The 22,031-nt window shown below is 71.5% G+C and carries 20 protein-coding genes; 13 read left to right on the plus strand and 7 right to left on the minus strand.

The window, feature by feature from the left end:
- The first annotated feature begins 17 nt into the window (after nucleotides 1-17).
- The 5 genes from ACFW3L_RS23135 to ACFW3L_RS23155 all read left to right on the plus strand — a co-directional run bounded on the left by ACFW3L_RS23135 (nucleotide 18) and on the right by ACFW3L_RS23155 (nucleotide 7,625).
- Complete coding sequence (locus ACFW3L_RS23135) at nucleotides 18-1,373, plus strand: hypothetical protein (RefSeq protein WP_378744813.1); 1,356 nt, start codon at nucleotides 18-20, stop codon at nucleotides 1,371-1,373.
- Nucleotides 1,374-1,613: 240 nt separating this feature from the next.
- A complete protein-coding gene (locus tag ACFW3L_RS23140) occupies nucleotides 1,614-1,901 on the plus strand; it encodes a WhiB family transcriptional regulator (RefSeq protein ID WP_014908913.1) in 288 nt (95 codons plus the stop codon).
- Nucleotides 1,902-2,206: 305 nt separating this feature from the next.
- Nucleotides 2,207-5,584 (plus strand): glycosyltransferase, encoded by a 3,378-nt coding sequence (locus tag ACFW3L_RS23145; RefSeq protein WP_378744827.1) that lies wholly within the window; start codon nucleotides 2,207-2,209, stop codon nucleotides 5,582-5,584.
- A 3-nt stretch (nucleotides 5,585-5,587) separates the two neighbouring features.
- On the plus strand, nucleotides 5,588-7,087 hold the full coding sequence (locus ACFW3L_RS23150; protein WP_378744832.1) for a DUF5719 family protein: 1,500 nt from the start codon (nucleotides 5,588-5,590) through the stop codon (nucleotides 7,085-7,087).
- A 121-nt stretch (nucleotides 7,088-7,208) separates the two neighbouring features.
- A complete protein-coding gene (locus ACFW3L_RS23155; protein ID WP_378744842.1) occupies nucleotides 7,209-7,625 on the plus strand; it encodes an SRPBCC domain-containing protein in 417 nt (138 codons plus the stop codon).
- On the opposite strand, the gene ACFW3L_RS23160 is transcribed toward ACFW3L_RS23155, so the two are convergent.
- A complete protein-coding gene (locus tag ACFW3L_RS23160) occupies nucleotides 7,626-8,021 on the minus strand; it encodes a metallopeptidase family protein (protein ID WP_378744850.1) in 396 nt (131 codons plus the stop codon).
- 196 nt (nucleotides 8,022-8,217) lie between these two features.
- On the opposite strand from ACFW3L_RS23160, the gene ACFW3L_RS23165 reads away from it, so the two are divergent.
- From ACFW3L_RS23165 to ACFW3L_RS23180, 4 genes are all read left to right on the plus strand, one after another.
- Nucleotides 8,218-8,619, plus strand: a complete 402-nt coding sequence (locus ACFW3L_RS23165) for a DUF3499 domain-containing protein (RefSeq protein ID WP_017542446.1) — start codon at nucleotides 8,218-8,220, stop codon at nucleotides 8,617-8,619.
- Nucleotides 8,620-8,707: 88 nt separating this feature from the next.
- Nucleotides 8,708-10,078 (plus strand): phosphomannomutase/phosphoglucomutase, encoded by a 1,371-nt coding sequence (locus tag ACFW3L_RS23170; protein ID WP_378744863.1) that lies wholly within the window; start codon nucleotides 8,708-8,710, stop codon nucleotides 10,076-10,078.
- A 28-nt stretch (nucleotides 10,079-10,106) separates the two neighbouring features.
- Nucleotides 10,107-10,283 (plus strand): Trm112 family protein, encoded by a 177-nt coding sequence (locus tag ACFW3L_RS23175; RefSeq protein ID WP_357768719.1) that lies wholly within the window; start codon nucleotides 10,107-10,109, stop codon nucleotides 10,281-10,283.
- Nucleotides 10,284-10,462: 179 nt separating this feature from the next.
- A complete protein-coding gene (locus ACFW3L_RS23180; protein WP_378744877.1) occupies nucleotides 10,463-11,791 on the plus strand; it encodes a protein kinase in 1,329 nt (442 codons plus the stop codon).
- A gap of 104 nt (nucleotides 11,792-11,895) precedes the next feature.
- Here the strand turns inward: ACFW3L_RS23180 and ACFW3L_RS23185 are convergent, their stop codons facing one another.
- Together ACFW3L_RS23185 and ACFW3L_RS23190 are read right to left on the minus strand one after the other, a co-directional pair.
- Entirely contained in the window at nucleotides 11,896-13,032 is a 1,137-nt protein-coding gene (locus ACFW3L_RS23185) for a hypothetical protein (RefSeq protein WP_378744884.1), read from the minus strand.
- 83 nt (nucleotides 13,033-13,115) lie between these two features.
- Nucleotides 13,116-13,562, minus strand: coding sequence for a MerR family transcriptional regulator (locus ACFW3L_RS23190; protein ID WP_378744888.1), 447 nt, complete (start codon nucleotides 13,560-13,562; stop codon nucleotides 13,116-13,118).
- A gap of 129 nt (nucleotides 13,563-13,691) precedes the next feature.
- Between ACFW3L_RS23190 and ahcY (ACFW3L_RS23195) the strand changes: the two genes are divergently transcribed.
- Together ahcY (ACFW3L_RS23195) and ahcY (ACFW3L_RS23200) are read left to right on the plus strand one after the other, a co-directional pair.
- Complete coding sequence (gene ahcY, locus ACFW3L_RS23195) at nucleotides 13,692-15,125, plus strand: adenosylhomocysteinase (RefSeq protein ID WP_378744895.1); 1,434 nt, start codon at nucleotides 13,692-13,694, stop codon at nucleotides 15,123-15,125.
- 18 nt (nucleotides 15,126-15,143) lie between these two features.
- Nucleotides 15,144-16,406, plus strand: a complete 1,263-nt coding sequence (ahcY, locus tag ACFW3L_RS23200; protein WP_378744901.1) for an adenosylhomocysteinase — start codon at nucleotides 15,144-15,146, stop codon at nucleotides 16,404-16,406.
- Here the strand turns inward: ahcY (ACFW3L_RS23200) and ACFW3L_RS23205 are convergent.
- On the minus strand, nucleotides 16,382-17,197 hold the full coding sequence (locus ACFW3L_RS23205; protein WP_378744906.1) for an RDD family protein: 816 nt from the start codon (nucleotides 17,195-17,197) through the stop codon (nucleotides 16,382-16,384). The genes ahcY (ACFW3L_RS23200) and ACFW3L_RS23205 overlap by 25 nt on opposite strands.
- Before the next feature lie 117 nt (nucleotides 17,198-17,314).
- Here ACFW3L_RS23205 and ACFW3L_RS23210 point away from each other — a divergent pair, with 117 nt between their 5' ends.
- Complete coding sequence (locus ACFW3L_RS23210; protein ID WP_378744911.1) at nucleotides 17,315-18,310, plus strand: stage II sporulation protein M; 996 nt, start codon at nucleotides 17,315-17,317, stop codon at nucleotides 18,308-18,310.
- A 50-nt stretch (nucleotides 18,311-18,360) separates the two neighbouring features.
- Nucleotides 18,361-18,537, plus strand: coding sequence for a DUF397 domain-containing protein (locus ACFW3L_RS23215; RefSeq protein ID WP_378744916.1), 177 nt, complete (start codon nucleotides 18,361-18,363; stop codon nucleotides 18,535-18,537).
- Here ACFW3L_RS23215 and ACFW3L_RS23220 read toward each other — a convergent pair.
- The 3 genes from ACFW3L_RS23220 to ACFW3L_RS23230 are packed head-to-tail and all read right to left on the minus strand — an operon-like array spanning nucleotide 18,508 to nucleotide 21,989.
- Complete coding sequence (locus ACFW3L_RS23220) at nucleotides 18,508-20,568, minus strand: tetratricopeptide repeat protein (protein WP_378744924.1); 2,061 nt, start codon at nucleotides 20,566-20,568, stop codon at nucleotides 18,508-18,510. The genes ACFW3L_RS23215 and ACFW3L_RS23220 overlap by 30 nt on opposite strands.
- Nucleotides 20,569-20,613: 45 nt before the next feature.
- Nucleotides 20,614-21,246: a bifunctional 4-hydroxy-2-oxoglutarate aldolase/2-dehydro-3-deoxy-phosphogluconate aldolase gene (locus ACFW3L_RS23225; RefSeq protein WP_378744946.1), complete on the minus strand. Its 633-nt coding sequence runs from the start codon at nucleotides 21,244-21,246 to the stop codon at nucleotides 20,614-20,616.
- Nucleotides 21,243-21,989, minus strand: a complete 747-nt coding sequence (locus ACFW3L_RS23230; protein ID WP_378744956.1) for an IclR family transcriptional regulator — start codon at nucleotides 21,987-21,989, stop codon at nucleotides 21,243-21,245. The genes ACFW3L_RS23225 and ACFW3L_RS23230 overlap by 4 nt, the downstream gene beginning before the upstream one ends.
- Nucleotides 21,990-22,031: the final 42 nt, after the last annotated feature.

Raw genomic sequence — 22,031 nt, forward strand, 5'->3', positions numbered from 1 at the left:
GCAGAGGGGAACCTCTCTTGAACAACGAAACACTCGACCGCCTGCGCCTGCCCGGGGCCTGGGTCCTGCTGGGGGCTCTGGGCGTCCACATGCTGGCCGGGCTCATCTCGGTGATCATCAACTCCAGCGCGCAGGGTTACAGCTTCCCGCTGGCGATGGTGGCGAACGGCGGCGACTTCTACGGATTCACCGTCACCCTCCTGCTCGCGGCCGCGGTCGCCCTGGTCCTGACCAGTGAGCGGACCCGCCCCAGTTCCTTCCCGGTGATCCTGACCTCGATGGTCCTGGTCGGCGTCGGTCTGCTGTTCTGCCTGATCGCGCTGATCAGCGGTTTCATCGACATCCGTCCGGGCGAGGGCGGCGTGGCCTTCGCCGGGTTCCTGGGCCGCGCGGTGCAGGGCGCCGTGCTCGGCTTCTTCGGGTTCTACCTGATCAAGATCTTCAACGACCCCACCGTGGTTCCCCGCGCGCAGCCGCAGCAGCAGGTGTACAACCAGCAGCCGTTCCCGCCCGCGACCGGTGCGCAGCAGTCCTTCGCTCCGACCGGCTACCAGACGGCCGACCCGGCCGCCCAGCAGCAGGCGTACGGCTACGACCCCTCGGGCCAGCAGGCCGCCTACGGTCAGGACCTCGCCGCGCAGCAGCAGGCGTACGGTCAGGACGTGGCCGCGCAGCAGCAGGCGTACGGGACCGGTGCCCAGCAGGCGTACGGCTACGACCCCTCGGGTCAGCAGGCCGCGTACGGTCAGGACGCCGCCGCGCAGCAGGCCGCCTACGGTCAGGACCCCGCCGCGCAGCAGCAGGCGTACGGTCAGGACGTGGCTGCCCAGCAGCAGGCGTACGGGACCGGTGCCCAGCAGGCCTACGGTCAGGACGCCGCCGCGCAGCAGCAGGCGTACGGTTACGACGTGGCCGCGCAGCAGCAGGCGTACGGGACCGGTGCCCAGCAGGCCTACGGTTACGACGCCCAGGCCCAGCAGCAGGCGTACGGCTACGACCCCTCGGGTCAGCAGGCCGCCTACGGTCAGGACGCCGCCGCGCAGCAGCAGGCCGCCTACGGCCAGGCCTACGACCCGTCGCAGTACGCGCCGCAGCCCGCCGCCGACCAGCAGGCCCAGGACGCCATCGCCAACGGCTGGTACCAGGACCCGGCCGCCCAGGCGCAGGCCCAGCAGGGGCAGGACGCCCAGGCCGCCCCCGGAGTTGAACCATTCTTTAACTCCGGTGAGAACAATGGTGCCGAGGCCACCGATCAGAGTGGTGGCGGCTACGGAGCCCAGTACGGTTCCGGCGCCGGATACGGCTCTGACCAGCAAGGACAGGGCGGCACCGACGGCCAGCAGAACTGGTACGGCAACGACGGCCAGCGCTGAACCGGCTCCGAACGCCGCGCTCTCCGCACCTGGGGAAGGTACGTGAATTGCGTGGTAATCCGCAGAACGGACATCGCGGGCCTGCCGCCGGAGGTTCGTTACATGATATTCAGTGGATTACCACGCAGGGCGCTTGACTCACGGTGAAGCGTCCGCGTGTAATTCCCTTGTGGGATTTCCACCCGGCCTGGGGGACGAAAAGGGTCGGGGACATCTATTGGGGGGCTACAGGAGGTGCGCATGAGCGAGGTCATCCCGCTGGCGCACGGCTCGGACGAGGATCTGGGCTGGCAGGAACGTGCCCTGTGCGCGCAGACGGACCCGGAGGCGTTCTTCCCCGAGAAGGGCGGCTCGACACGGGAGGCCAAGAAGGTCTGCCAGTCGTGCGAGGTACGTGCGGAGTGCCTGGAGTACGCGCTGGAGCATGACGAACGCTTCGGCATCTGGGGGGGACTCTCCGAGCGCGAGCGTCGACGGCTGAAGAAGGCCGCCGGGGGAGATTTCGATTTCCTGGCGGACATGCTGTAGGGGTACGCGTCACGGCGCGTCCGGGCCACGAGCCCGGGCGCGCCTTTTTCATGTTCCGTACCCTTCGGGCCCTTGGGCCTGATTGGTCCGTCAGGTCCGCTGGGCGCCTAATGCACCGCTATGGTCGCCCCTCGCGCCCTCGACCAAAATGATCCGTAATGGTGTGCGGTGGCGTATCGTGATGTCCCGCGTTCGCCTCCGCGAACCGCCCCGGCGCACTGAGGCGCCCACCGACCGCTCCGGTCGGCACACCCCGGGCCCGCGCACGGGCCCGCCCCTTCTCCCGGAGAGACCCGACCACAGCCGTGCTTGACCTGGATTCCGCCCGCCACGTCGTCACCGCGGTCATCGTGTCCCACGACGGCTCACGATGGCTGTCGGAAACCCTGTCCGCGCTCCGAGCCCAGACCCGCGCCGTACAGCGGGTGGTGGCCGCCGACACGGGCAGCACCGACGGCAGCCCCGACGTCCTCGCGGACCACCTTCCCGCCGACGCCGTCATCGACCTGCCCGCCCGCACCGGATACGGCGACGCCGTCAAGGCCGCGCTGGACCTGCCCAGGTCCACCACCGAGGTGCAGGGCTTCGAGGACGACGCCACCGAGTGGATCTGGCTCATCCACGACGACCTCACCCCGGAGAAGGACGCCCTCGAACACCTGCTCGCCGCCGCCGACCAGGACCCGCGCAGCGCCGTGCTGGGCCCCAAGCTCCGCGACTGGTTCGACCGCCGCCTCCTCGTCGAGGCGGGCGTCACCATCGACGGCGCCGGCCGCCGCGAGACCGGGCTGGAGCAGCGCGAGTTCGACCACGGCCAGCACGACGGCACCCGCCAGGTCCTGGCGGTCTCCAGCGCGGGGATGCTGGTCCGCCGTGACGTGTGGCAGCGCCTCGGCGGATTCGACCCGGCGCTGCCGCTCTTCCGCGACGACATCGACTTCTGCTGGCGCGTCGGCGGCGCCGGGCTCCGGGTCCGCCTGGTCACCGACGCCGTCGCCTACCACGCGGAGGCCTCGGCCCGACGCCGCAGGAGGATCACCGCCACCCGCAACCACCCCCGCCGGGTGGACCGCAGGCACGCCGTGTTCGTTCTCCTGGCCAACCTGCCCGTCGGCGGCATGGTGTTCGCGCTGCTGCGCAACTCCGTGGGCTCGCTGCTGCGCGTGGTCATGTACCTGCTCATCAAGCAACCCGCCAACGCCCTGGACGAGGCCGCCGCGATCACCCTCGTCTACGGTCGGCCGTTCCGCCTGGCCCGGGCCCGGTTCCGGCGGCGCCGCGACCGGCGCCGCACCTACAGTGCGATCCGCCCGTTCCTCGCCCGGGGGGTGGCCGTGCGGCAGTTCGCCGACGCCGTCACCGCGGTCCTCACCGGGGAGCGGATGGCTGACACCGCCGGACGCCACCAGGCGGTCACCGCCCCTCCGGGCGAGGAGGACGACGGCCCCGCCGACGACTCCACGTCCTTCCTGCGCCGCGTGGTCCTCCAACCGGGGGTCCTGCTGGTCATCGGCCTGACCGTGGTGACGCTCGTCGCCGAACGCTCCCTCCTCCTCGGCGGGATGCTCGGCGGCGGCGCCCTGCCCCCGGTCACCGGCAACGCCCTCGACCTGTGGAACCTCTACCTGGCGGGTCACCCGGACAGCGGAGTGGGCTCGGCCGGGGTCGTCCCGCCCTACGTCGGGTTCCTCGCGCTGCTGTCCACCCTCACACTCGGCCAGCCGTGGATCGCTGTCATGGTGATCCTGCTGGGCTGCGTGCCGCTGGCCGGTCTCACCTCCTACCTGCTCGCCCGCGAGGTGCTGCGCTTCCGCCCGGCCCGGCTGTGGATGGCCGGGGCCTACGCCCTGCTCCCCATGGCCACCGGCGCCGTCGCGCAGGGCAGGCTGGGCACGGCCCTCGTCCACGCGCTGCTGCCCATCCTCGGCCTGCTGCTGGTCCGCCTGGTCTCCATGCCGCCGAAGTCCTCGCGCAGGGCCGCTTGGGGCCTGGGCCTGGCGCTCACCGTGGCCACCGCGTTCGTGCCCATAGTCTGGCTCCTGTGCCTGGTCACCGGAGTCCTGGCCGCGGTCGCCTTCGGGCACCTGGGGCGCCGGATCTTCGTCAGCATGGGCATCAGCCTGGGCACGCCCGCGGTGCTCCTCATGCCGTGGACCCTCGAACTCCTGACGCACCCCAGCCTGTGGCTGCTGGAGGCGGGGCTGCACCGGCCCGAGCTGTCCAACCCCGGGGCGACCCCCACGGAACTGCTCATGCTCTCCCCGGGCGGACCCGGAACGCCCCCGGTCTGGGTGACCGCCGGATTCATCGCCGCCGCCCTGTGCTCCCTGCTGCTGCTCCGCAACCGCATGCTGGTCGCGGCGGGCTGGAGCCTCGCCCTGTTCGGGATGCTCGTCGCCGTCCTGACCAGCAGGATCGTCATCGAGCCCTACTTCGGCGGCCCGCCCGCCCTGGTCTGGCCGGGCGTCGCGCTGTCCTTCGCCGCCACCGCCGTCCTCCTGACGGCCGCGACGGCGGCCCGCGCCTTCGGGAACATGATTCGCCACGGCGGCCTCCGGAGGTACTTCGCGCTGGCCGTGGCCCTGCTCGCGCTGGCCACCCCCGTCTCGGCGGCGGCCCTGTGGATGTGGGAGGGCGTGGACGGACCGATGACCGCGAACGCGCCCCGCTCCGTGCCCGGGGCCCTGGAGAGCGTGAGCGCGGACGGCACCGAACCCCGCACCGTCATCGTCACCCCCGCCGACGACGGCGCCGTGGACTACGTGGTGGTCCGGGGCCGCGAACCCCGGCTGGGGGAGGAGCGCGTCGTTCCCGAACCCGGCACCCGTGCCGCGATGGACCAGGCCGTCGCGGAGCTCGCCGCGGGCCAGGGCAGCGACCAACTGGTCACCCTGCTCGACCACGGCGTCCAGTACGTGCTCTACCCGCGCCCGGAACTCGGGGGGCCGGCCGACGCGACCATGGTCGACACCCTCGACGGCACCCCGGGCCTCGGACGTCAGTCACTGTCCGACCACTACGGCCTCTGGCGGGTCGCGGAACCCACGGGTGTGCTGCGCACGGTCTCCGAGGACGGCCTCGAAGCCGAGGCGCTGCGCGTGGAGGGCCCCGCCGACCAGCTCACCGCCGAGATCGGCGGGGGCCACACCGGCCGTCGCCTCGCCCTCGCGGAACCCGCCGACGGCGGATGGCGGGCCACCCTGGACGGCGCCGAACTCACCCCGGTCGACACCGAGAACGGGACCCAGGCGTGGGCCCTGCCGGTACACGGCGGCGACCTGCGGGTGTGGCACACCGACCTCGTGCACACCGCCTGGTGGATCACCCAGGGAGTGCTGCTGCTGATCGTGGCGGTGCTCGCCGCACCGGGCGTGCGGACGGAGGAGGAGCGCAGGCTCATCGAGGCCACTCCGATGCCCAGGCCCCGCCGACCCCGCCGCACGGGCAGGTCCCGCCGCGTGGCCCCGGAGAGGGCTCAGGAGAGGGCTCAGGAGAAGGCCCGGGACCAGGCGCCGGAACAGAAGCCGGAGGACCAGCCGGAACCGCCGGAACCGGATCCCGGACCGACCACCACGGGCTCCCTCCCCGTCATCCGGGGCAGGCGCCGTGGGACGCGGGGCACACGACGCGCCGGGACCCGCAGGGCGCCCAGGCGCCGAGCGGGCACCGAGGACGAGGGGTAGGACATGCGACTGATCGTGGAGAACCGGTTCGCCCTGTTCGGGCTGGTCGCTCTGGCCCTGCTCGCCCTGTTCGGGGTGGCGTTCGTGATCCGGCCGGTCAACGCCGAGCTCGGGGTGTCCGAGCCCGAGACCGTCCGCCCGGACCTGGCGTCACGGGTCTGCCCGGCCCCGCACGAGCCGTCCGACGACGCCGACAGCTCGATCGCTGCCTTCGCCCCCCGGGTCAGCCGCGACGACGAGGGCCGGCTGTGGGCCGTCCCGCTGTCCCGGGTGGACGGGGACGGGCCCGACACCGACGTTCTCGGGGAGGAGCTCACCGAACCCGGGCGGGTCTGGAGTACCGACACCGGGGACGCCACCCGGCCCACCGCCCTGCACGCCGAGGGCTCGCTGGCCTCCGGACTCGACTCCGCGCAGACCACCGTCTCCGATGACGGCGTCACCGAGGTCCGCTGCGCCGCACCGTCGATCGGGACCTGGTTCGCCCTGCCCGGCGCTGACGACCCCGACGACGTCGACCTGGAGACCCTCACCGTGCACCTGGCCAACCCGGAGGACTTCCGGGCCACGGTCAGCGTCGACCTCTACACCATGGAGGGGCCCTCCTACTCCGCGGACAGCCGGGGTATCCACCTCGGTCCGGGGGAGTCGACCGAACTCGACGTCACGGAGCTCATCCAGAACACCGGTTCCCTCGGCGTCCACGTGCGCACCAGCACCGGCCGCGTCGCCGCGTCCCTGCTCGCGGAACACTCCTCGGGGAACGCTGACTGGGTCCCGCCGACCCGCGCGCCCGACGAGGAGCACGTGATCCCCGGGGTGCCCGGGGGCGAGGGCACGCGCCGCCTGTTCGTGGCGGCGCCCGGTGACGCTCCGGTCGAGGCCCGCGTGCGCGTGGTGACCGAGGAGCCCAACGGCACCGACGACGAGCCCCTGGTCCTGAACGTCCCGCCCGCGGCGTCCGCCTGGCTGAGCCTGGAGGGCTCCCTGGCGGAGGCCCCCGGAACGGTCGTCGTCGAGGCCGACGGCGCCGTGGTCGCCGGAGTGATCGCGGAGGCCGCGGACGACGGGAAGGTCGTGGAGACCGCCTACACGGCCGCCGTCGACCCCCTCACGGGGCCGCTCGACACCACGGCCGTCATCGCGGACATGCCCGAGGACCTCGACGTGGAGCTGGTGCTGGGAGCCCCGGACCAGGACGCCCAGGTGGTGGCCACCCCGATCGCCGCCGACGGGAGCATGGGCGACGCCGCCCGCGCCGAGGTCGCCGCCGGAACCACCCACGTGTTCGGCACCGACACCGAGGGCTGGGGGGTCCCCTCGGGCGCCGACCCCGAGGACGGCTACGCGGTCCGCCTGGAGCTGCTGGAGGACTCCGGACCGGTCTACGCGGCCCGGGTCCTGCGCTCGGGCGACGGCGTCAGCGTCCTGCCCGTCACCCCCGCCCCCGTGAGGGTCCAGCTGCCCGTGGTCCGCGACAGCATGACCGGCATCGTTCCCTGACCGCCTCCTCCCACGGCTCGGGCGCGCCCCCTTCCACGCGGGTGGCGGGAGGAGCTCCGGGTGGGGGAGGGGCGGATGTGGGTAGTGAGGTCAGCGAGAGGGATCGGTCGAAGGGGGCGGCATGGGCGAGACGCGGCTGGAGTCGCTGGGTGACGACAGGTGGACGCTGACGCTGGAACGGGACCTCGGGCGACCCGTGGAGCGGGTGTGGCGGGCCCTCACGGAGCCCGCCGAACTGAGCCGGTGGTACCCGATGGCGGTCGACCAGCTGGACCTGCGGGTCGGCGGCGAGATCGCCTTCGACGACGGGGAGGGTCAGGAGACGACGGCCGTGGTCACGGAGGTGGACCCGCCACGGGTGTTCGGCTTCCGGGAGTTCGACGCGGAGACGGGCGAGCACCAGCTCCGCCTCACCCTGGAGGAGGACGGGCGGCTGGTGCTGGCACACACGTTCACGGGCCGGGACTGGGCGGAGCGCACGGCGGAGGGCTGGCGCTCCTGCCTGGACGAGCTGGAGAGGTCGCTCGACGAGGTGTGATCAGTTCTCCGGGTCCACGGACTCGGGTTCGACGCCGAGCAGGTTGGCCACTTCCTCGACCACGGTCTCGTGGACGAGGAGGGCCAGCTCCTCGGGATCCTTGGTCCTGATCTCCACCGGGCGCCGGTAGACGATGATCCGCGCGCGGCCCGTGGGTTCGCTCTCCAGGCGGGAGAAGGGGATCGCCTCGGTCAGGTCGCCGTGAGGCGGGATCGGGGGAACGTCCTCCACGAGGAAGTCGACGTTCGCCAGCTCACGCGCCCACAGGCGTTCGAGGCGTTCGACCGCGTCCAGGACGAGGTCGTCGAAGGCCTGCGCCCGGCTCCGGGAGACGGGCAGGTCGGAGGGCACGAGGGGACCGCGGATGCCCCGGCCCCGGCGGTCCCGGCGCCGCACTCTGTCTGGTTGGCCACTGGAAAGGCGCACTCGTCGCACACTTCGAGACTAAGCCATCGCGGGCCCTGCGCGAAGTCCTGGCGCCACGGAAGAATCGGACGTCGACCCTCCCGGGTCAAGAACAGTCGCCCAAAAACTGTGCAGGTCATGGGACGATGCTGGCGTGTCCCTCGGTAAAGGCATACAGTCAAACGCTGTGAGCCATGTTCGACGCTGTTCCCGCACCGCGTGCAGGCAGCCCGCCGTATTCACGCTCACGTACGTCTACGCCGACTCCACCGCCGTCCTCGGTCCGCTCGCCGCCTACGTGGAACCGCACTGTTACGACCTGTGCGCGATCCACGCCGAACGGTTGACCGCGCCGCGTGGCTGGGAGGTCGTTCGGCTTCCGGTCGAGACGTCGGGAGGTGGTCCCGGCAGCGATGACCTGGAGGCCCTCGCCGACGCCGTACGTGAGGCGGCGCGGCCGCCCGCGCGTCAAGAGCCGTCCCCCGGCGAACCCGTGGGGGAGGGCCACGAGACGCTGCGCCGGGGCCACCTGCGCGTGGTCAAGTCCGACCGGGGTGAGCAACGCCCGCCACACCACCCGAACGGCTGACCCGGCCCGGTCTTGCTAGTTTTGTACGGCGCTCGAACGACGGGGCGCTGGACCGAATCGTCGCAGGATCGACCTGGCCGGAGCAGACGTGGCTGACCTCGGAAGCATCTTCAAGGCATACGACGTACGCGGTGTGATCCCGGACACCTTCAACGCCGGGATCGCCCACGCGATCGGTGCCGCCTTCGCCCGGGTGGTCGGCGGACCCGCCGTCGTGGTCTCCCACGACATGCGCCCCTCCTCACCGGAGCTCGCCCGCGCCTTCGCGGACGGCGTCACCTCCCAGGGCGTGGACGTCGTCTTCGCCGGACTCGGCTCCACCGACCTCCTGTACTACGGATCGGGCTCCCTGGACCTGCCCGGCGCGATGTTCACCGCCAGCCACAACCCGGCCGAGTACAACGGCATCAAGATGTGCCGCGCGGGCGCCGCTCCGATCAGCGCCGAGACCGGGCTGGCCGACGTCCGCGGGCTCGCGGAGGACTTCCTGTCCGGGGCCGAGGACCCGAACGCCCACGAGGGCCCGAGGGGCACCGTCACCGAGCGGGACCTGCTGCCCGGTTACGCGGACTACCTCCGGCAGCTCGTCGACCTCACCGGCTCCCGTCCGCTCAGGGTCGTCGTGGACGCGGGCAACGGCATGGGCGGCCTCACCGTCCCGGCCGTCCTGGAACAGGGCCTGCCGCTGGACGTCGTCCCGCTGTACTTCGAGCTGGACGGCACCTTCCCCAACCACCCGGCCAACCCCCTGGACCCCGACAACCTGGTCGACCTCCAGGCCAAGGTGCGTGAGACCGGCGCCGACCTCGGCCTGGCCTTCGACGGCGACGCCGACCGCTGCTTCGTGATCGACGAGCGGGGCGAGCCCGTCTCCCCGTCCGCCGTGACCGCGCTGGTCGCCTCCGAGGAACTCAAGCGCGAGCCCGGCGGCACGGTCATCCACAACCTCATCACCTCGGCGGCGGTCCCCGAGATCGTCACCGAGCGCGGCGGCAGGCCCGTGCGCACCCGTGTCGGCCACTCCTTCATCAAGGCGACCATGGCCGAGACCGGTGCGATCTTCGGCGGGGAGCACTCCGCGCACTACTACTTCCGGGACTTCTGGAAGGCCGACACGGGTATGCTCGCGGCCATGCACGTCCTGCGTGTTCTGGGCGCGGACGACCGTCCGCTCTCGCGGATCACGGAGGAGTACTCCCGGTACGCGGCCTCGGGGGAGGTCAACTCCAAGGTCGACGACGCCGCCGGTCGCATGGCCGCGGTGCGCGCCGCGTTCGGGGACCGGGACGGGGTGACCGTCGACGAGCTCGACGGCCTCAGCGTCACCCTGGCGGACGGCGCGTGGTTCAACCTGCGCGCCTCCAACACCGAGCCGCTCCTGCGGCTCAACGTCGAGGCCCCGGACGACACCGCCGTGGCGCGCCTGCGCGACGAGGTCCTGGCCATCGTCCGCGCCTGACACGGCCATCACACGAGGAACGAGAACCATGAGCACGAAGATCGACGGCTGGCTGCTGGAGATCCTGGCCTGCCCGCAGAGCCAGGCCCCGCTGCGCCACGACCCGGAGACCGACGAACTGGTCTGTGACGAGAGCGGCCTGGCCTACCCCATCCGCGACGGGATTCCGGTCCTGCTGGTGGACGAGGCGCGCACGCTCTCCTGAACGCTGGGAAAAGGTTGGGCGGGGAGGGGAACGAACTCCGCGTTTCAGCAGTCATATCCGGTACACCCGGGTGAGGGGACTCCTTCGGGGCCGCGACTGGTCGCGGCCCCACCCGGCGTCCCTTCCCCGTTACCCTGATGCTGCGCCCCCGCTCAAGCCCACCTCCCAGGAGGACATCGATGCCCGGTCCCGAATCGCTACTGCCGAGCGACCCCTCCGCGTTCGGCGAATACAGCGTGACCGGACGACTGGGGAAGGGCGGCCAGGGGGTCGTCTACCTCGCTGAGGACGGGAACGGCGACGAGTACGCGGTCAAGGTCCTCAACGACCAGTGGTCCGCCGACGCCGACCTGCGCAAGCGGTTCGAGAAGGAGGTGCGGGCCGCCCAGCGGGTCGCGTCCTTCTGCACGGCGGCGATCATCGACGCCCAGCTCGACAGCGACCCTCCCTACGTGGTCAGCGAGTTCGTGCCGGGCAAGGACCTCCAGGAGACGGTGGCCAAGGGCAGGACGGTGCGCGGCGCCGCGCTCCAGCGCCTGGCCGTCTCCACCGCCACGGCGCTCGTGGCCATCCACAAGGCGGGGATCGTCCACCGCGACTTCAAGCCCGGGAACGTGCTGCTGGGCCCGGACGGCCCGCGCGTGATCGACTTCGGCATCGCCCGGGTGGACGACGGCACCGCCACGATGACCAACTCGATCGTCGGCACGCCCTCCTACATGGCGCCCGAGCAGATCGAGGGCCGCGGGATCACCGACAAGTGCGACATCTTCGCCTGGGGCTGTGTGATCGCGTTCTCCTCGACGGGCCGCGCACCGTTCGGTTCGGACACCGTCCCGGCGGTCGTGCACCGCGTGGTGAGCGCCCCGCCGGACCTGGACGGGGTGGACGAGGCGCTGCGGCCGATCGTGGAGTCGTGCCTGGACAAGGACCCGAACCGCCGCCCGAACGCCCAGACGCTGCTCATGCGGCTGCTCGGCCACGACGGCCCGGTCGGTGCCTCCAACGACGCCGACGACGCGCTCCAGCAGGGCGAGCGGGTGGCGCAGACCGGCCTGCTCAACGGCAACCCGCTGCCCCCCGTGCACCCGCAGGCCCCGCAGTACCCGCAGACCGGCGGACAGCCGGGCATGGGGTATCCGCCGGGCGTGTCCAACCCGCGCCCCCTCGGTCCGCAGCCGGGGACCTCGAACCCCCGCCCGGGACAGATGGGCCACCCGATGAGCTCGAACCCCCGGCACGGCGGATTCGGCGCCCACCCGGGGATGTCCAACCCGAGGCCGGGCGCCCCGGGTCCGCACCACCAGCCGCACGCCGTGCACCAGGGCGCGAACCCGATGATGACCGGGGCGGTCAACCCGAACCAGACCTACACACCGCACCACACGCCGCACCAGCGGCCGAGCCAGCAGGACTCGATCCTCCAGCAGGGCTGGGTGATCCCGGCGGTACTGGTCACCATCATCATTCTGTTGCTGCTCCTGCTGATCCTGGGCCTCAGCGGCTGACGTCCGGCGCCCACCTATCCGCGTGGCTCCCGTCCACCGCCTGCCCACCCGCGTGGCGCCCGTCCACCCGCCAGCCCTGCCCACTCGCGTGGCTCCCGCCCCGCTCAGTCGCGCGTGAGCTCGTGCACGGCGCGCGACACCGCCTCGTCCACGAGCTCCCGCACCTGGGGCCAGCGGTCGTCCACGCAGTCCGTGGGCAGCACGGTGACGCTGTCGCTCCGTGACATCTCCAGCGCCGACCGGACCCCCTCCGGGGTGGTCAGGCGCGCGTGCGCGGTCACCGCGAGCACCCCCGAGGGCGGGCTGCCCACGTCCCGGACCACCACGTACAGGGCGAGTGAGGCCCCGTCCACCAGGAGTTCCAGGCAGGACCACCAGTGCGCGGTGTCTCCGCCCCGGCCACCGTCGCCGGAGGTCACGGTGGCGGTCGCCGTCGGATCCAGGGCGCTCAGCAGCAGCGCCACCGAACCGCGCCGGGAGCGCACGTGCTCCAGGACCCGGCGCCGCGTCACGGCCGTCAGTGGGGGGACCGGGCGACCGCTCGGGACCGCCTCCTCCGGGTTCCACGCCAGCTCGTCACGCAGCGCACCCGTGACCAGCCGGGCCATGTGGGAGACCAGGGGCGCGAGAGGTTCCTCGGGGTCGTGCTTGCCCGCCGGGTCGGGCGGAGGGGTGCCGGGGTCGAGGAGCAGCGGGGGCAGGTCGGCCCGTTGGAGGACCCGTGAGGCCAGCACCCACGGCAGCGTCCAGGCCGCCCCGTCGCCGTGCGTCTCCTCCCCGGAGGCCTCGGCCGCCACCCGGACGCACTCGGCGTAGGTGTGCGCGGCCCGTACCACCGGGTGTGCGGGGACGGTCGCGGCCCGGGCCAGGCGCAGCGTGTGTTCCGTGGACAGCGCGGTCCGCAGGGGGCGCAACGGGGGACCGTCGGGGACGCCGGTCCGGCGCTCCTCGCCCTCGGGGAGCTCGGCGACCCGTCCCGCCAGCGCGGCGACGTGGGGTCCGGTGAGGGGTTCTCCGGATACGGACTCGCCGGTCAGCAGCAGGTCGGTGAGGTCGGCTCCGCCACCCCACTCCCGCACGCGGTCGCGCGTCAGTTCGCGTCGCGCGGCCCCGTGCCGCTGTTGGGGCCGGTCCTGGCGTCGGCGGGCCCAGACCGTCCGAAGGAGGTCGACGTCCCTGAGGTCTGCGCGCACGCGCTCGGGGAGTGTCTCCCAGGCCGTGTCTCCGATTTGGCTGTCCACGGTCTCATCCGTAGCCCGTGCGGTCTTTGCCAAAACATGCCGAAGGGTGGGGCCGTGTGTCCGGTGACGGCCGTGGGCTCAGGTCAACCAGAAGGGCCGCCGCGCGTCCCGGGGCCCTGCGGGGCCGGGCGACGTGCGTGAAGGAGACGCATGGCCTTCTCCTTCTCGAAGTCCAGCGCGCGGGTGGGGGCGGCGGCCAACCTGCCCAGACGCTCGCCGTGCGCGCGGACCCGGGCCAGTACCTCGGGTTCGGCCAGGACCCTCAGGGCGAAGGCGAGGGCGGCGGGAGGGATGTCGAACTCGCGCTCCAGCTCCAGCCCGCCCGCGATCGTGCGCAGGTCGTCCTCCGTGAACCGACGGTGCCGGTGGCCGCGTCCCGTGGGCTGTTCCTGCGTGCGGGGGAGCAGACCGAGGCCCTCGCGGTAGCGCAGCATGCGTGCGGTGCTGCCGACCCGCTCGGCGGCGGCGGAGATGGGAACCGGCGCACCGTGCGGTCCGGGCGCTGTGGGGTCGTCGTCGAGGGCGGCCATGCAGGTGACCCTAACCCACCACCACCGCCGCGTCGCGCAAATCTGACATCTCTGTGTGAGGTTTGTGTGCGGAGGGTGGTCGCGGGCCTAGAATCGGGTGGCAACCATGACTTGACGAGTGAGGAACGCATGGCTTTCGACTTCAAGGTCGCAGATCTCTCCCTGGCCGAGTTCGGCCGCGACGAGATCCGTCTCGCTGAGCACGAGATGCCCGGCCTCATGGCCACCCGCGCCGAGTTCGGTGACAGCAAGCCGCTCACGGGCGCCCGCATCATGGGCTCGCTGCACATGACCGTCCAGACCGCCGTCCTCATCGAGACGCTCGTCGCCCTCGGCGCCGAGGTCCGCTGGGTCTCCTGCAACATCTTCTCGACCCAGGACCACGCCGCGGCCGCCGTGGTGGTCGGCCCCGACGGCACCGTCGACGACCCGAAGGGCGTCCCCGTCTTCGCCTGGAAGGGCGAGACGCTGGAGGAGTACTGGTGGTGCACGGAGCAGGCCCTCACCTGGCCCGGCGAGGGCCCCAACATGATCCTGGACGACGGCGGTGACGCCACCATGCTCGTCCACAAGGGTGCCGAGTTCGAGAAGGCCGGTGCCGTCCCGGACCCGTCCACGGCCGACAGCGAGGAGTTCGAGGTCGTCCTGACCCTCCTCCAGGAGAGCCTCAAGAAGGACTCCGGCAAGTGGACCGCCATCGCCCGGGGGATCAAGGGCGTCACCGAGGAGACCACCACCGGTGTCCTCCGCCTCTACGAGATGCAGCGTGACGGCAGCCTGTCGTTCCCGGCGATCAACGTCAACGACTCCGTCACCAAGAGCAAGTTCGACAACAAGTACGGCATCCGCCACTCGCTGCCGGACGGCATCATGCGCGCCACCGACGTCCTCATCGGCGGCAAGGTCGCCGTCGTCTGCGGTTACGGCGACGTCGGCAAGGGTTCCGCCGAGGCGCTGCGCGGCCAGGGCGCCCGCGTGATCGTCACCGAGATCGACCCCATCAACGCTCTCCAGGCCGCGATGGACGGGTTCCAGGTCACCACGCTGGAGGACGTGCTGGACGTCGGTGACATCTTCGTCACCACCACCGGCAACTTCAACGTGATCATGGCCGACCAGATCCTGCGCATGAAGCACCAGGCGATCGTCGGCAACGTCGGCCACTTCGACAACGAGATCGACATGGCCGGCCTGGCGAAGGTCCCCGGGATCACCAAGAAGGAGATCAAGCCGCAGGTCCACGAGTGGACCCAGGACAACGGCAAGTCCGTCCTGGTGCTCTCCGAGGGCCGCCTGCTGAACCTGGGCAACGCCACCGGCCACCCCAGCTTCGTGATGTCCAACAGCTTCACCAACCAGGTCATCGCGCAGATCGAGCTGTTCACCAAGCCCGACGAGTACCCGACCGACGTGTACACGCTGCCGAAGATCCTCGACGAGAAGGTCGCCCGTCTGCACCTGGCCGCGCTCGGCGTCAAGCTGACCGAGCTCACCAAGGAGCAGGCCGCCTACATCGGCGTGGACGTGGCCGGGCCGTTCAAGCCCGACCACTACCGCTACTAGGGGCGAGTCCTACCTCAGATGACTCCTCCCTCACACGAGGTGGCGGACCTCGGCCTCGCGAAGGCCGGGGTCCGCCGTGTGGCATGGGCCGAACGCTCCATGCCGGTCCTGCGCAGCGTCCGCGCGCGGTTCGCGGACGAACGCCCGCTCGAAGGTCTGCGGGTGGCCGCGTGCCTGCACGTGACCGCCGAGACCGCCAACCTGCTCCGTGTGCTGCGCGCGGGCGGGGCGCACGTGTGGCTCGCCGCCTCCAACCCGCTGTCCACCCAGGACGACACCGCCGCCGCCCTGGTCACCGAGTACGGGGTGGCCGTGCACGCGTGGGCGGGGATGGACACGGCCGCCTACGACCGCAACCTGGTCACCGTCCTGGAGTCCCGGCCGCACCTGCTGCTGGACGACGGCTGCGACCTGGTCAACACCGCGCACGTGAGCCGCCCCGAACTGCTGGAGGGGATCCTCGGGGGCTGTGAGCAGACCACCACCGGAGTGATCCGGCTGCGCCGGATGAGCGCGGAGGGCGAGCTCCGGCTGCCGATGGTGGCGGTCAACGACACCCGGACCAAGCGGATGTTCGACAACCGGTACGGCACCGGGCAGTCGACCGTGGACGGTGTCCTGCGGGCCACCAACACGCTCCTGGCCGGTCGGACCGTCGTCGTGGCCGGGTTCGGCTACTGCGGTCGGGGTCTGGCCGAGAGGTTCCGGGGGATGGGCTCGAACGTGGTCGTCACCGAGGTGGACCCGGTCAAGGCGCTGGACGCCGTGATGCAGGGGTACACGGTCGCCACCATGGAGACCGCCGCCCCCGTCGGGGACGTGTTCGTCACCGCCACCGGGAACCGGGACGTGATCCGGCGCGAGCACCTGTCGGTGATGCGCGACGGGGCGATCCTGGCCAACTCGGGCCACTTCGACCTGGAGATCGACCTCAACGCCTTGGAGTCGCTCTCCGTCTCCGTGGACCGGGGTGTGCGGGAACAGGCCGACGAGTACGAGTTCGAGGACGGCCGCAGGCTCCTGCTGCTCTCCGAAGGGCGTCTGGTCAACCTGGGAGCGGCGGAGGGGCATCCGGCCGCCGTCATGGACATGTCGTTCGCGGTGCAGGCCCTCACCACCGAGTGGCTGGCCCGGGAACACGCCACCCTCGCCCCGGGCGTGGTGGAGGTGCCCGAGGAGACCGACAACGAGGTCGCGCGCCTGGAACTCGCGGCCCTGGGGGTGGGCATCGACGTCCTCACCCCGGGCCAGGAGGCCTACCTGCGCTCCTGGCGCCCCTGACCCTCGGCGTTCATGGCCTCCAGGCTGCGCCGACGGCGCTCCGCCAGGACGGCGGCGAGGAAGTACGGCGGGGTCGTGCCGGGTGGCGGAAGCGGGCTGATCTGCGACGCCACCGTGTCCGCGAGCTGGCTGCCCATCTCGTGACGGGTGTGCTCGGCCAGCTCGCCGTAACGCAGGACGTACTGGCGGGCGGCGTTGGCGGTCTCCGGGGATAGGCGCGACAGCTCGGTCGTCGCGGCCCAGGCGGCCAGGTGCGGGGGCATCGGGACGGCCGTGTCGCGGCGGCCCCCGGTGCGTTCCTCCACCACCATGGTTCCGGCCACGAAGTCACCGACCCTGCGGCCGTCCCGGTTGAGCATCGAGGTGACCAGGGCGATGACACCGAAGGTCATCCACAGCTCCACGAAACCGGAGAGGGCGCGGGCCAGGGCCTGCCGGAAGCGTTCCGGGGAGCCGTCGGTGCCCACCACACGCAGGCCCAGGGCCATCTTGCCCAGGGAGCGCCCGCGTGAGATCGACTCGAACGCGGCGGGGTAGCCCACGATGACGAGGATGGTGGAGGCGAGGGAGACCGCGCTGGTCGCGGCGAAGTCGACGCTCACACCGATCCAGTTGACCAGCAGACCCAGGGCGATCAGCGCGATGACCTGCACCAGGAAGTCGATGGCGATCGCCGCCGCACGCGTGGCGAACCCGGCCGGGCGCAGTTCGAGCACCACCGCGTCGCCCGTGACCAGCGGCGTCACGCCGTACACGTCGTCACGGGTCTCGCCACCACCGGGATAGGACACCAGTGCACGCTCCCTTACCGGGTGTCTGAAACCGTCTCCCTGACACTACCCGCCAGCGCGCGGCGCTGTTCTCACCCGTCGGGGAGGCGAAGGCCGAAATCCAGTAATGTCCCTTACGTGGATATCGACGTGTTCGCCGCCGCGCACGCCCAGGAGTGGGAACGACTGGACGAACTGGTGCGTCGGCGCCGTTCGCTCACAGGTGAGGAGATCGACGAACTCGTCGACCTGTACCAGAGGGTGTCGACCCACCTGTCGGTGGTGCGCTCCTCCGGTCAGGACCCGGAACTGGCGGGGCGGCTCACCTCCCAGGTCGCCCGGGCCCGTTCGGCGGTCACCGGCTCGCACGCCTCCTCGTGGACGGACGTCACCGGCTTCTTCACCCGGGTGTTCCCGGCCGTGCTCTACCGGCTGCGCTGGTGGTGGATCGGCGTGACCGCCGGGACCCTCGCCGTGGCCACGGTCACCGGGGTGTGGATCGCCACCAACCCGGAGGTCCTCGCGGCGCTGGGCACCCCCGAGTCCATCGCGCGCTACGTCGAGCACGACTTCGCCAACTACTACGTGGAGAACCCGGCCGGCTCCTTCGCGGCCCAGGTGTGGACCAACAACGCCTGGGTGGCGGCGCAGGCGATCATCTTCGGGGTGGCCTTCGGGCTGCCCACCATCGGCGTGCTGTTCCTCAACGCGGTCAACCTCGGGATGGCCGGGGGCATGATGTTCGCGATGGGGCGCGGCGACGTGTTCTTCGCGCTGATCCTCCCGCACGGCCTGCTGGAGATGACCGCCGTGTTCGTGGCCGGGGGCGTGGGCCTGAAGATCGGGTGGTCGCTGATCGCACCGGGGGAGCGGACCCGTCTGCGCGCCCTCGGTGAGGAGGCCCGCGCGGCCATCGCGGTGGTCCTGGGCCTGGTGGTGGTGCTGTTCATCTCGGGGTTGATCGAGGGCCTGGTCACCGGCTGGATCACCAACACCTGGGTCGCCATCGGCATCGGCGTGGTGGCGGAGGTCCTGTTCTTCGTCTACGTCTACACGGTGGGCAGGAAGGCCTACCTGGAGGGCGTGACCGGCGACATCGAGGACGCCCCGGCCGCCCTCCCCGTGGCGGGCTGACGGGCCGAAGGGCCTGTGATTCCGGGCGCTCCCGTGTCACGATCGTGGGTATGGACGACTCTCCCCCTTGGTTCAAGAGCAGTTTCAGTCAGGGAGCCAGCTGCTGTGTCGAGGCCCTTGTGGGTCAGCACGGTGTGAGCGCCCGGGACTCTCGTGCACCGGACGGAACCCGCCTCGGGTTCGTTCCCGTGGCATGGTCATCCTTCCTGGGTGCCCTGCGCTCCTGATTCAGCGCGTGCCAGCGCTGCCCGTACCCTCTCCAGATCCTTCTCCGCGAGCACTGTGTCAGGTAGCCCCGCTCCGACGTGTTCGCGACGCACGTCGCGAACACGTCGGAACATGCGTTCGGCCTCCGCGAGCCGCCCATCCGTCTCCACCGCGTGCGCCAGATCCTGCAGGACGTTCAGAGTCTGGCTGTGCTCGGCTCCCAGCGTGCTCTCCCGGATCGCGTACACCCGCCGGAGCGTCCTCTCTCCCTCTCGTGCGCGACCCTGTTTCACGGCCACGTAGGCCAGTGTCGCCGCAGTGAACAGGACACTCGGTTCGGTCTCCCCCGAGGTCGCCACGCGTTCGTCATAGACACGCTGGAGCTGCTTTTCCGCCTCGGCCCAGTGCTCACGACGGACGAGGACCAGAGCCAACATGTACCGAACCTCGGTTGTCGCGACATCGTCCGCGCCGAGTGCCGACGTCACTGTGGAAAGGAGCGCGCGAAACTCTTCTTCCGCCTCATCAAGGAGTCCCTGGTACATCTTGGCCTCGGCCAGAAAGTGGCGGGCCTTGAGGGTGAAGGAGTTCTCCGCGCCCAACACCCTCGTCGCGTCCGCAACCAGCTTCGTGAAAAGACGTTCCCCCGGTTCGGGCAGGCCGATGAGGAGCAGAGCACGTCCCAGTTCTCGCTGATTGGTGAACTCAGGAGTGCGATTACTGTCCTCCTCAGAGTGCGCGGACAGCTTGCTCCAGAGGCGGGCCAGAGTCCCTCGGGCGGCGATCTGGAACCTGAGGTCCTGTTCCCCCTGACGGTCCAGGAGCGTACCCATCTCTTCGACCAGCGGTAGGTCCTGCTCCGTCATCCCCGACCTGACCCCCTCAGATACGAGAGGGTGCAGCTGGAGAGCCATGTCGTTCCCGGTTCCGATGACGGTGACCAGACCGTGTACCACGAGGGCGTTCAGCGTGCGGGCCAACGAGGCGGCATCAAGTGGAATGGAGTGGAGGTCGAGCCTTCCACCCCTGAGGTCCTCCAAGGGCAGCTTCGCCATGGGTACGGCCCGGCCGTCGCTGCCGAAGACCGCGAGAACCCGTAGAAGCGGGATTGCCTGTGGGTTCTGGTCGGAGACCAGGCGCAGCGATACGTTCCAGACCCCCGACAGGAGTTGACGTTCGGTGCCTCCGCCCTGGGACATCGGTGTCGCCAGCGCATCGAGCCGGGAGACGTCCTCCTCGATGTGCTCCAGCAGGGACCGCGCGTCGGGGAAGAGCACGCCGTGGGTGGCCAGGATGCGTCCGGCCAGCGACAGTGCCAAGGGGATCCCACCGAGACGTGCGGCCAACTCGTCGGATCCGGACGGGCGTCGTCCTCCCGCGTGGTCGACCAGTGCGTCCACTGCCTCCTGGCTGTGGAGCGAGCCCAATCGGTGCACCGTCGCGGGCGCCCACAGCCCGGGATCGTCCACGCGGCTGGTGACCAGCACGAAGCCGCCAGGGCTGGACCGCATCCAGCCGCGCTGCTCACCCGGACGGTTCTCCGGGTCGAGCAGCTCCGGCTGATCGGCGTTGTCAATGACCAGCAGCCAGGGGCGGGGCGCGGCGTCCAGGTGCCGCCAGACCCAGCGCGCCGCCTGGCGGGGCGCGGCCTTGAACTGGTCTGCCTCCTGTCGAGAACCCCCCAGCTCGACGGCGGCTTCCAGCATGCTCGGCTGGATCGTGTCCGGGCGCACCCAGAACACCGTCCAGCCCTCCGACCGGGCGTGCTCCGCGAGCGAGGCAGCCACGGTGGTCTTGCCGAACCCGCCAGGGCCGGTGAGCACGTGGGGGACGGGTGCCCCCCGTTCCATGGCCGCGCGGAGCGCGTCGAGGAGGGAGTCGCGCCCGCGCACCGCGGTGGAGGGACGTGGAGGATCCAAACTGACGTCGTGCACCGGGGCGGCCACCGGCGCGGCGTTCACGGTGACGCCACCGTGGATGTCCCGGGCCTGGATGAGGTGTCCAAATACGGCTTGCTGAGCTGAATTGTGCGTTTCGGGGGGAGGGGCCATGGCACACATAGTGCACGAAGGGGCGTTGCCGCCGCAGCCCACCGCCTAGAGGGTTCGGATCAGCTCGGCCAGGGCGCCGCCCTCGGTCGCGGAGCGGCCCACGCCCACGCCGACCGCTCCCGCGCGTAGGTAGTCGGCCGCGTTCCCGGCGTCGACCCCGCCCGTGGCCACGACGCGGAGCTCGGGGAACGGGCCCGCCATGGCGGACACCCAGGCGGGCCCCAGCACCTTGGCCGGGAACGCCTTCACCGTGGTGACCCCCAGCCGGAGCGCCTGACCGACCTCGGTGGGCGAGGAGACCCCGGGAAGGAACGGCACGCCCAGGCGGTCGGCCTCCGCGACGGTGTCCGGGTCGATCCCGGGGGCCACCCCGAACTCCGCTCCCGCGTCCACTGCTCGGCGCAGCCGCTCGGGCGTGGTCACCGTTCCCGCGCCCACGGGGAGCCGCCCCTCGGCGGCGCTCACCACCGCTTCCAGGGCGGGCGCCCCCGCCTCGCTCTCCTGGGTGACCTCCACCAGCCGCACCCCCGCGCTCCATGCGGCCTGGGCCGCGGCGACCGCCTCCTCGGGTGTGGTCCCGCGCAGGATCAGGATCACGGGGACGGGGGCGAGCCCCTCACGGAAGAAGTCGGCCCAGCCGGGAATCGAGCCCGTCGGGGCGCCGTCGTTCGTGGTCATCGTTGGCTCCAACCCAGTTCTTCGCTGATGGCCCTCGCTGTGGAGGTCAGGTCCTCGGTGTGGGCGAGCAGCCCGGGCCGGTCCAGCACCATGCTCGGGGCCGACACGGAGATCGCGGCGGCCACCCGCCCGGCCGCGTCGAAGACCGGCGCGGACACACAGTGGATGAACTCCTCGTGCTCGAAGTCGTCCAGGGCCCACCCCTGGCGCGCGGTGCGGTCGAGGACCTCGTCGAGCGCCGCCCGGTCGGTGAGCGTGTTCGGTGTGTACCGGGGGTAGGGGGAGGCCCCGAGCAGGTCGTCGCGCTCCCCGGCGGACAGGTAGGCGAGGAGGACCTTGCCGATCCCGGTGGCGTGCAGCGGCGCCAGCGCGCCGATGTGGGAGTACATGCGCACGGCCTGTCGCGACTCTACCTTGTCCAGGTACATCACCTGGTGGCCCTCCAGCACGCCCAGGTGGATGGTCTGCCCGCAGGTGTCGCCCAGCGCCGCGAGGTGCCGGGCGGCGCTGTCGCGGATGTCGAGCCCGTCCAGCGCGGCGGCGGCGAGGGCGGCAAGGCGGGGCCCCAGCCGGTAGGCGCCGTCGTCCGCGCGGCGCACGAACCGCTCCTCCTCCAGGGTGCGCAGCAGGCGCAGCGAGGTGGTGCGGTGCACGCCGAGGCGGCGGCCGAGCTCACTGATGGTGCTGGGACCGTCGGCCAGCTCCACGAGGATGCGCAGGGCGCGTTCGACACTGTTGGACACCGGTGGTTCTCCCCTTGGTCGGCAGGGGCGCGGCCCCTGGGG

The organism is Nocardiopsis sp. NPDC058789, from assembly GCF_042745575.1.
Lineage (GTDB): Bacteria > Actinomycetota > Actinomycetes > Streptosporangiales > Streptosporangiaceae > Nocardiopsis > Nocardiopsis eucommiae.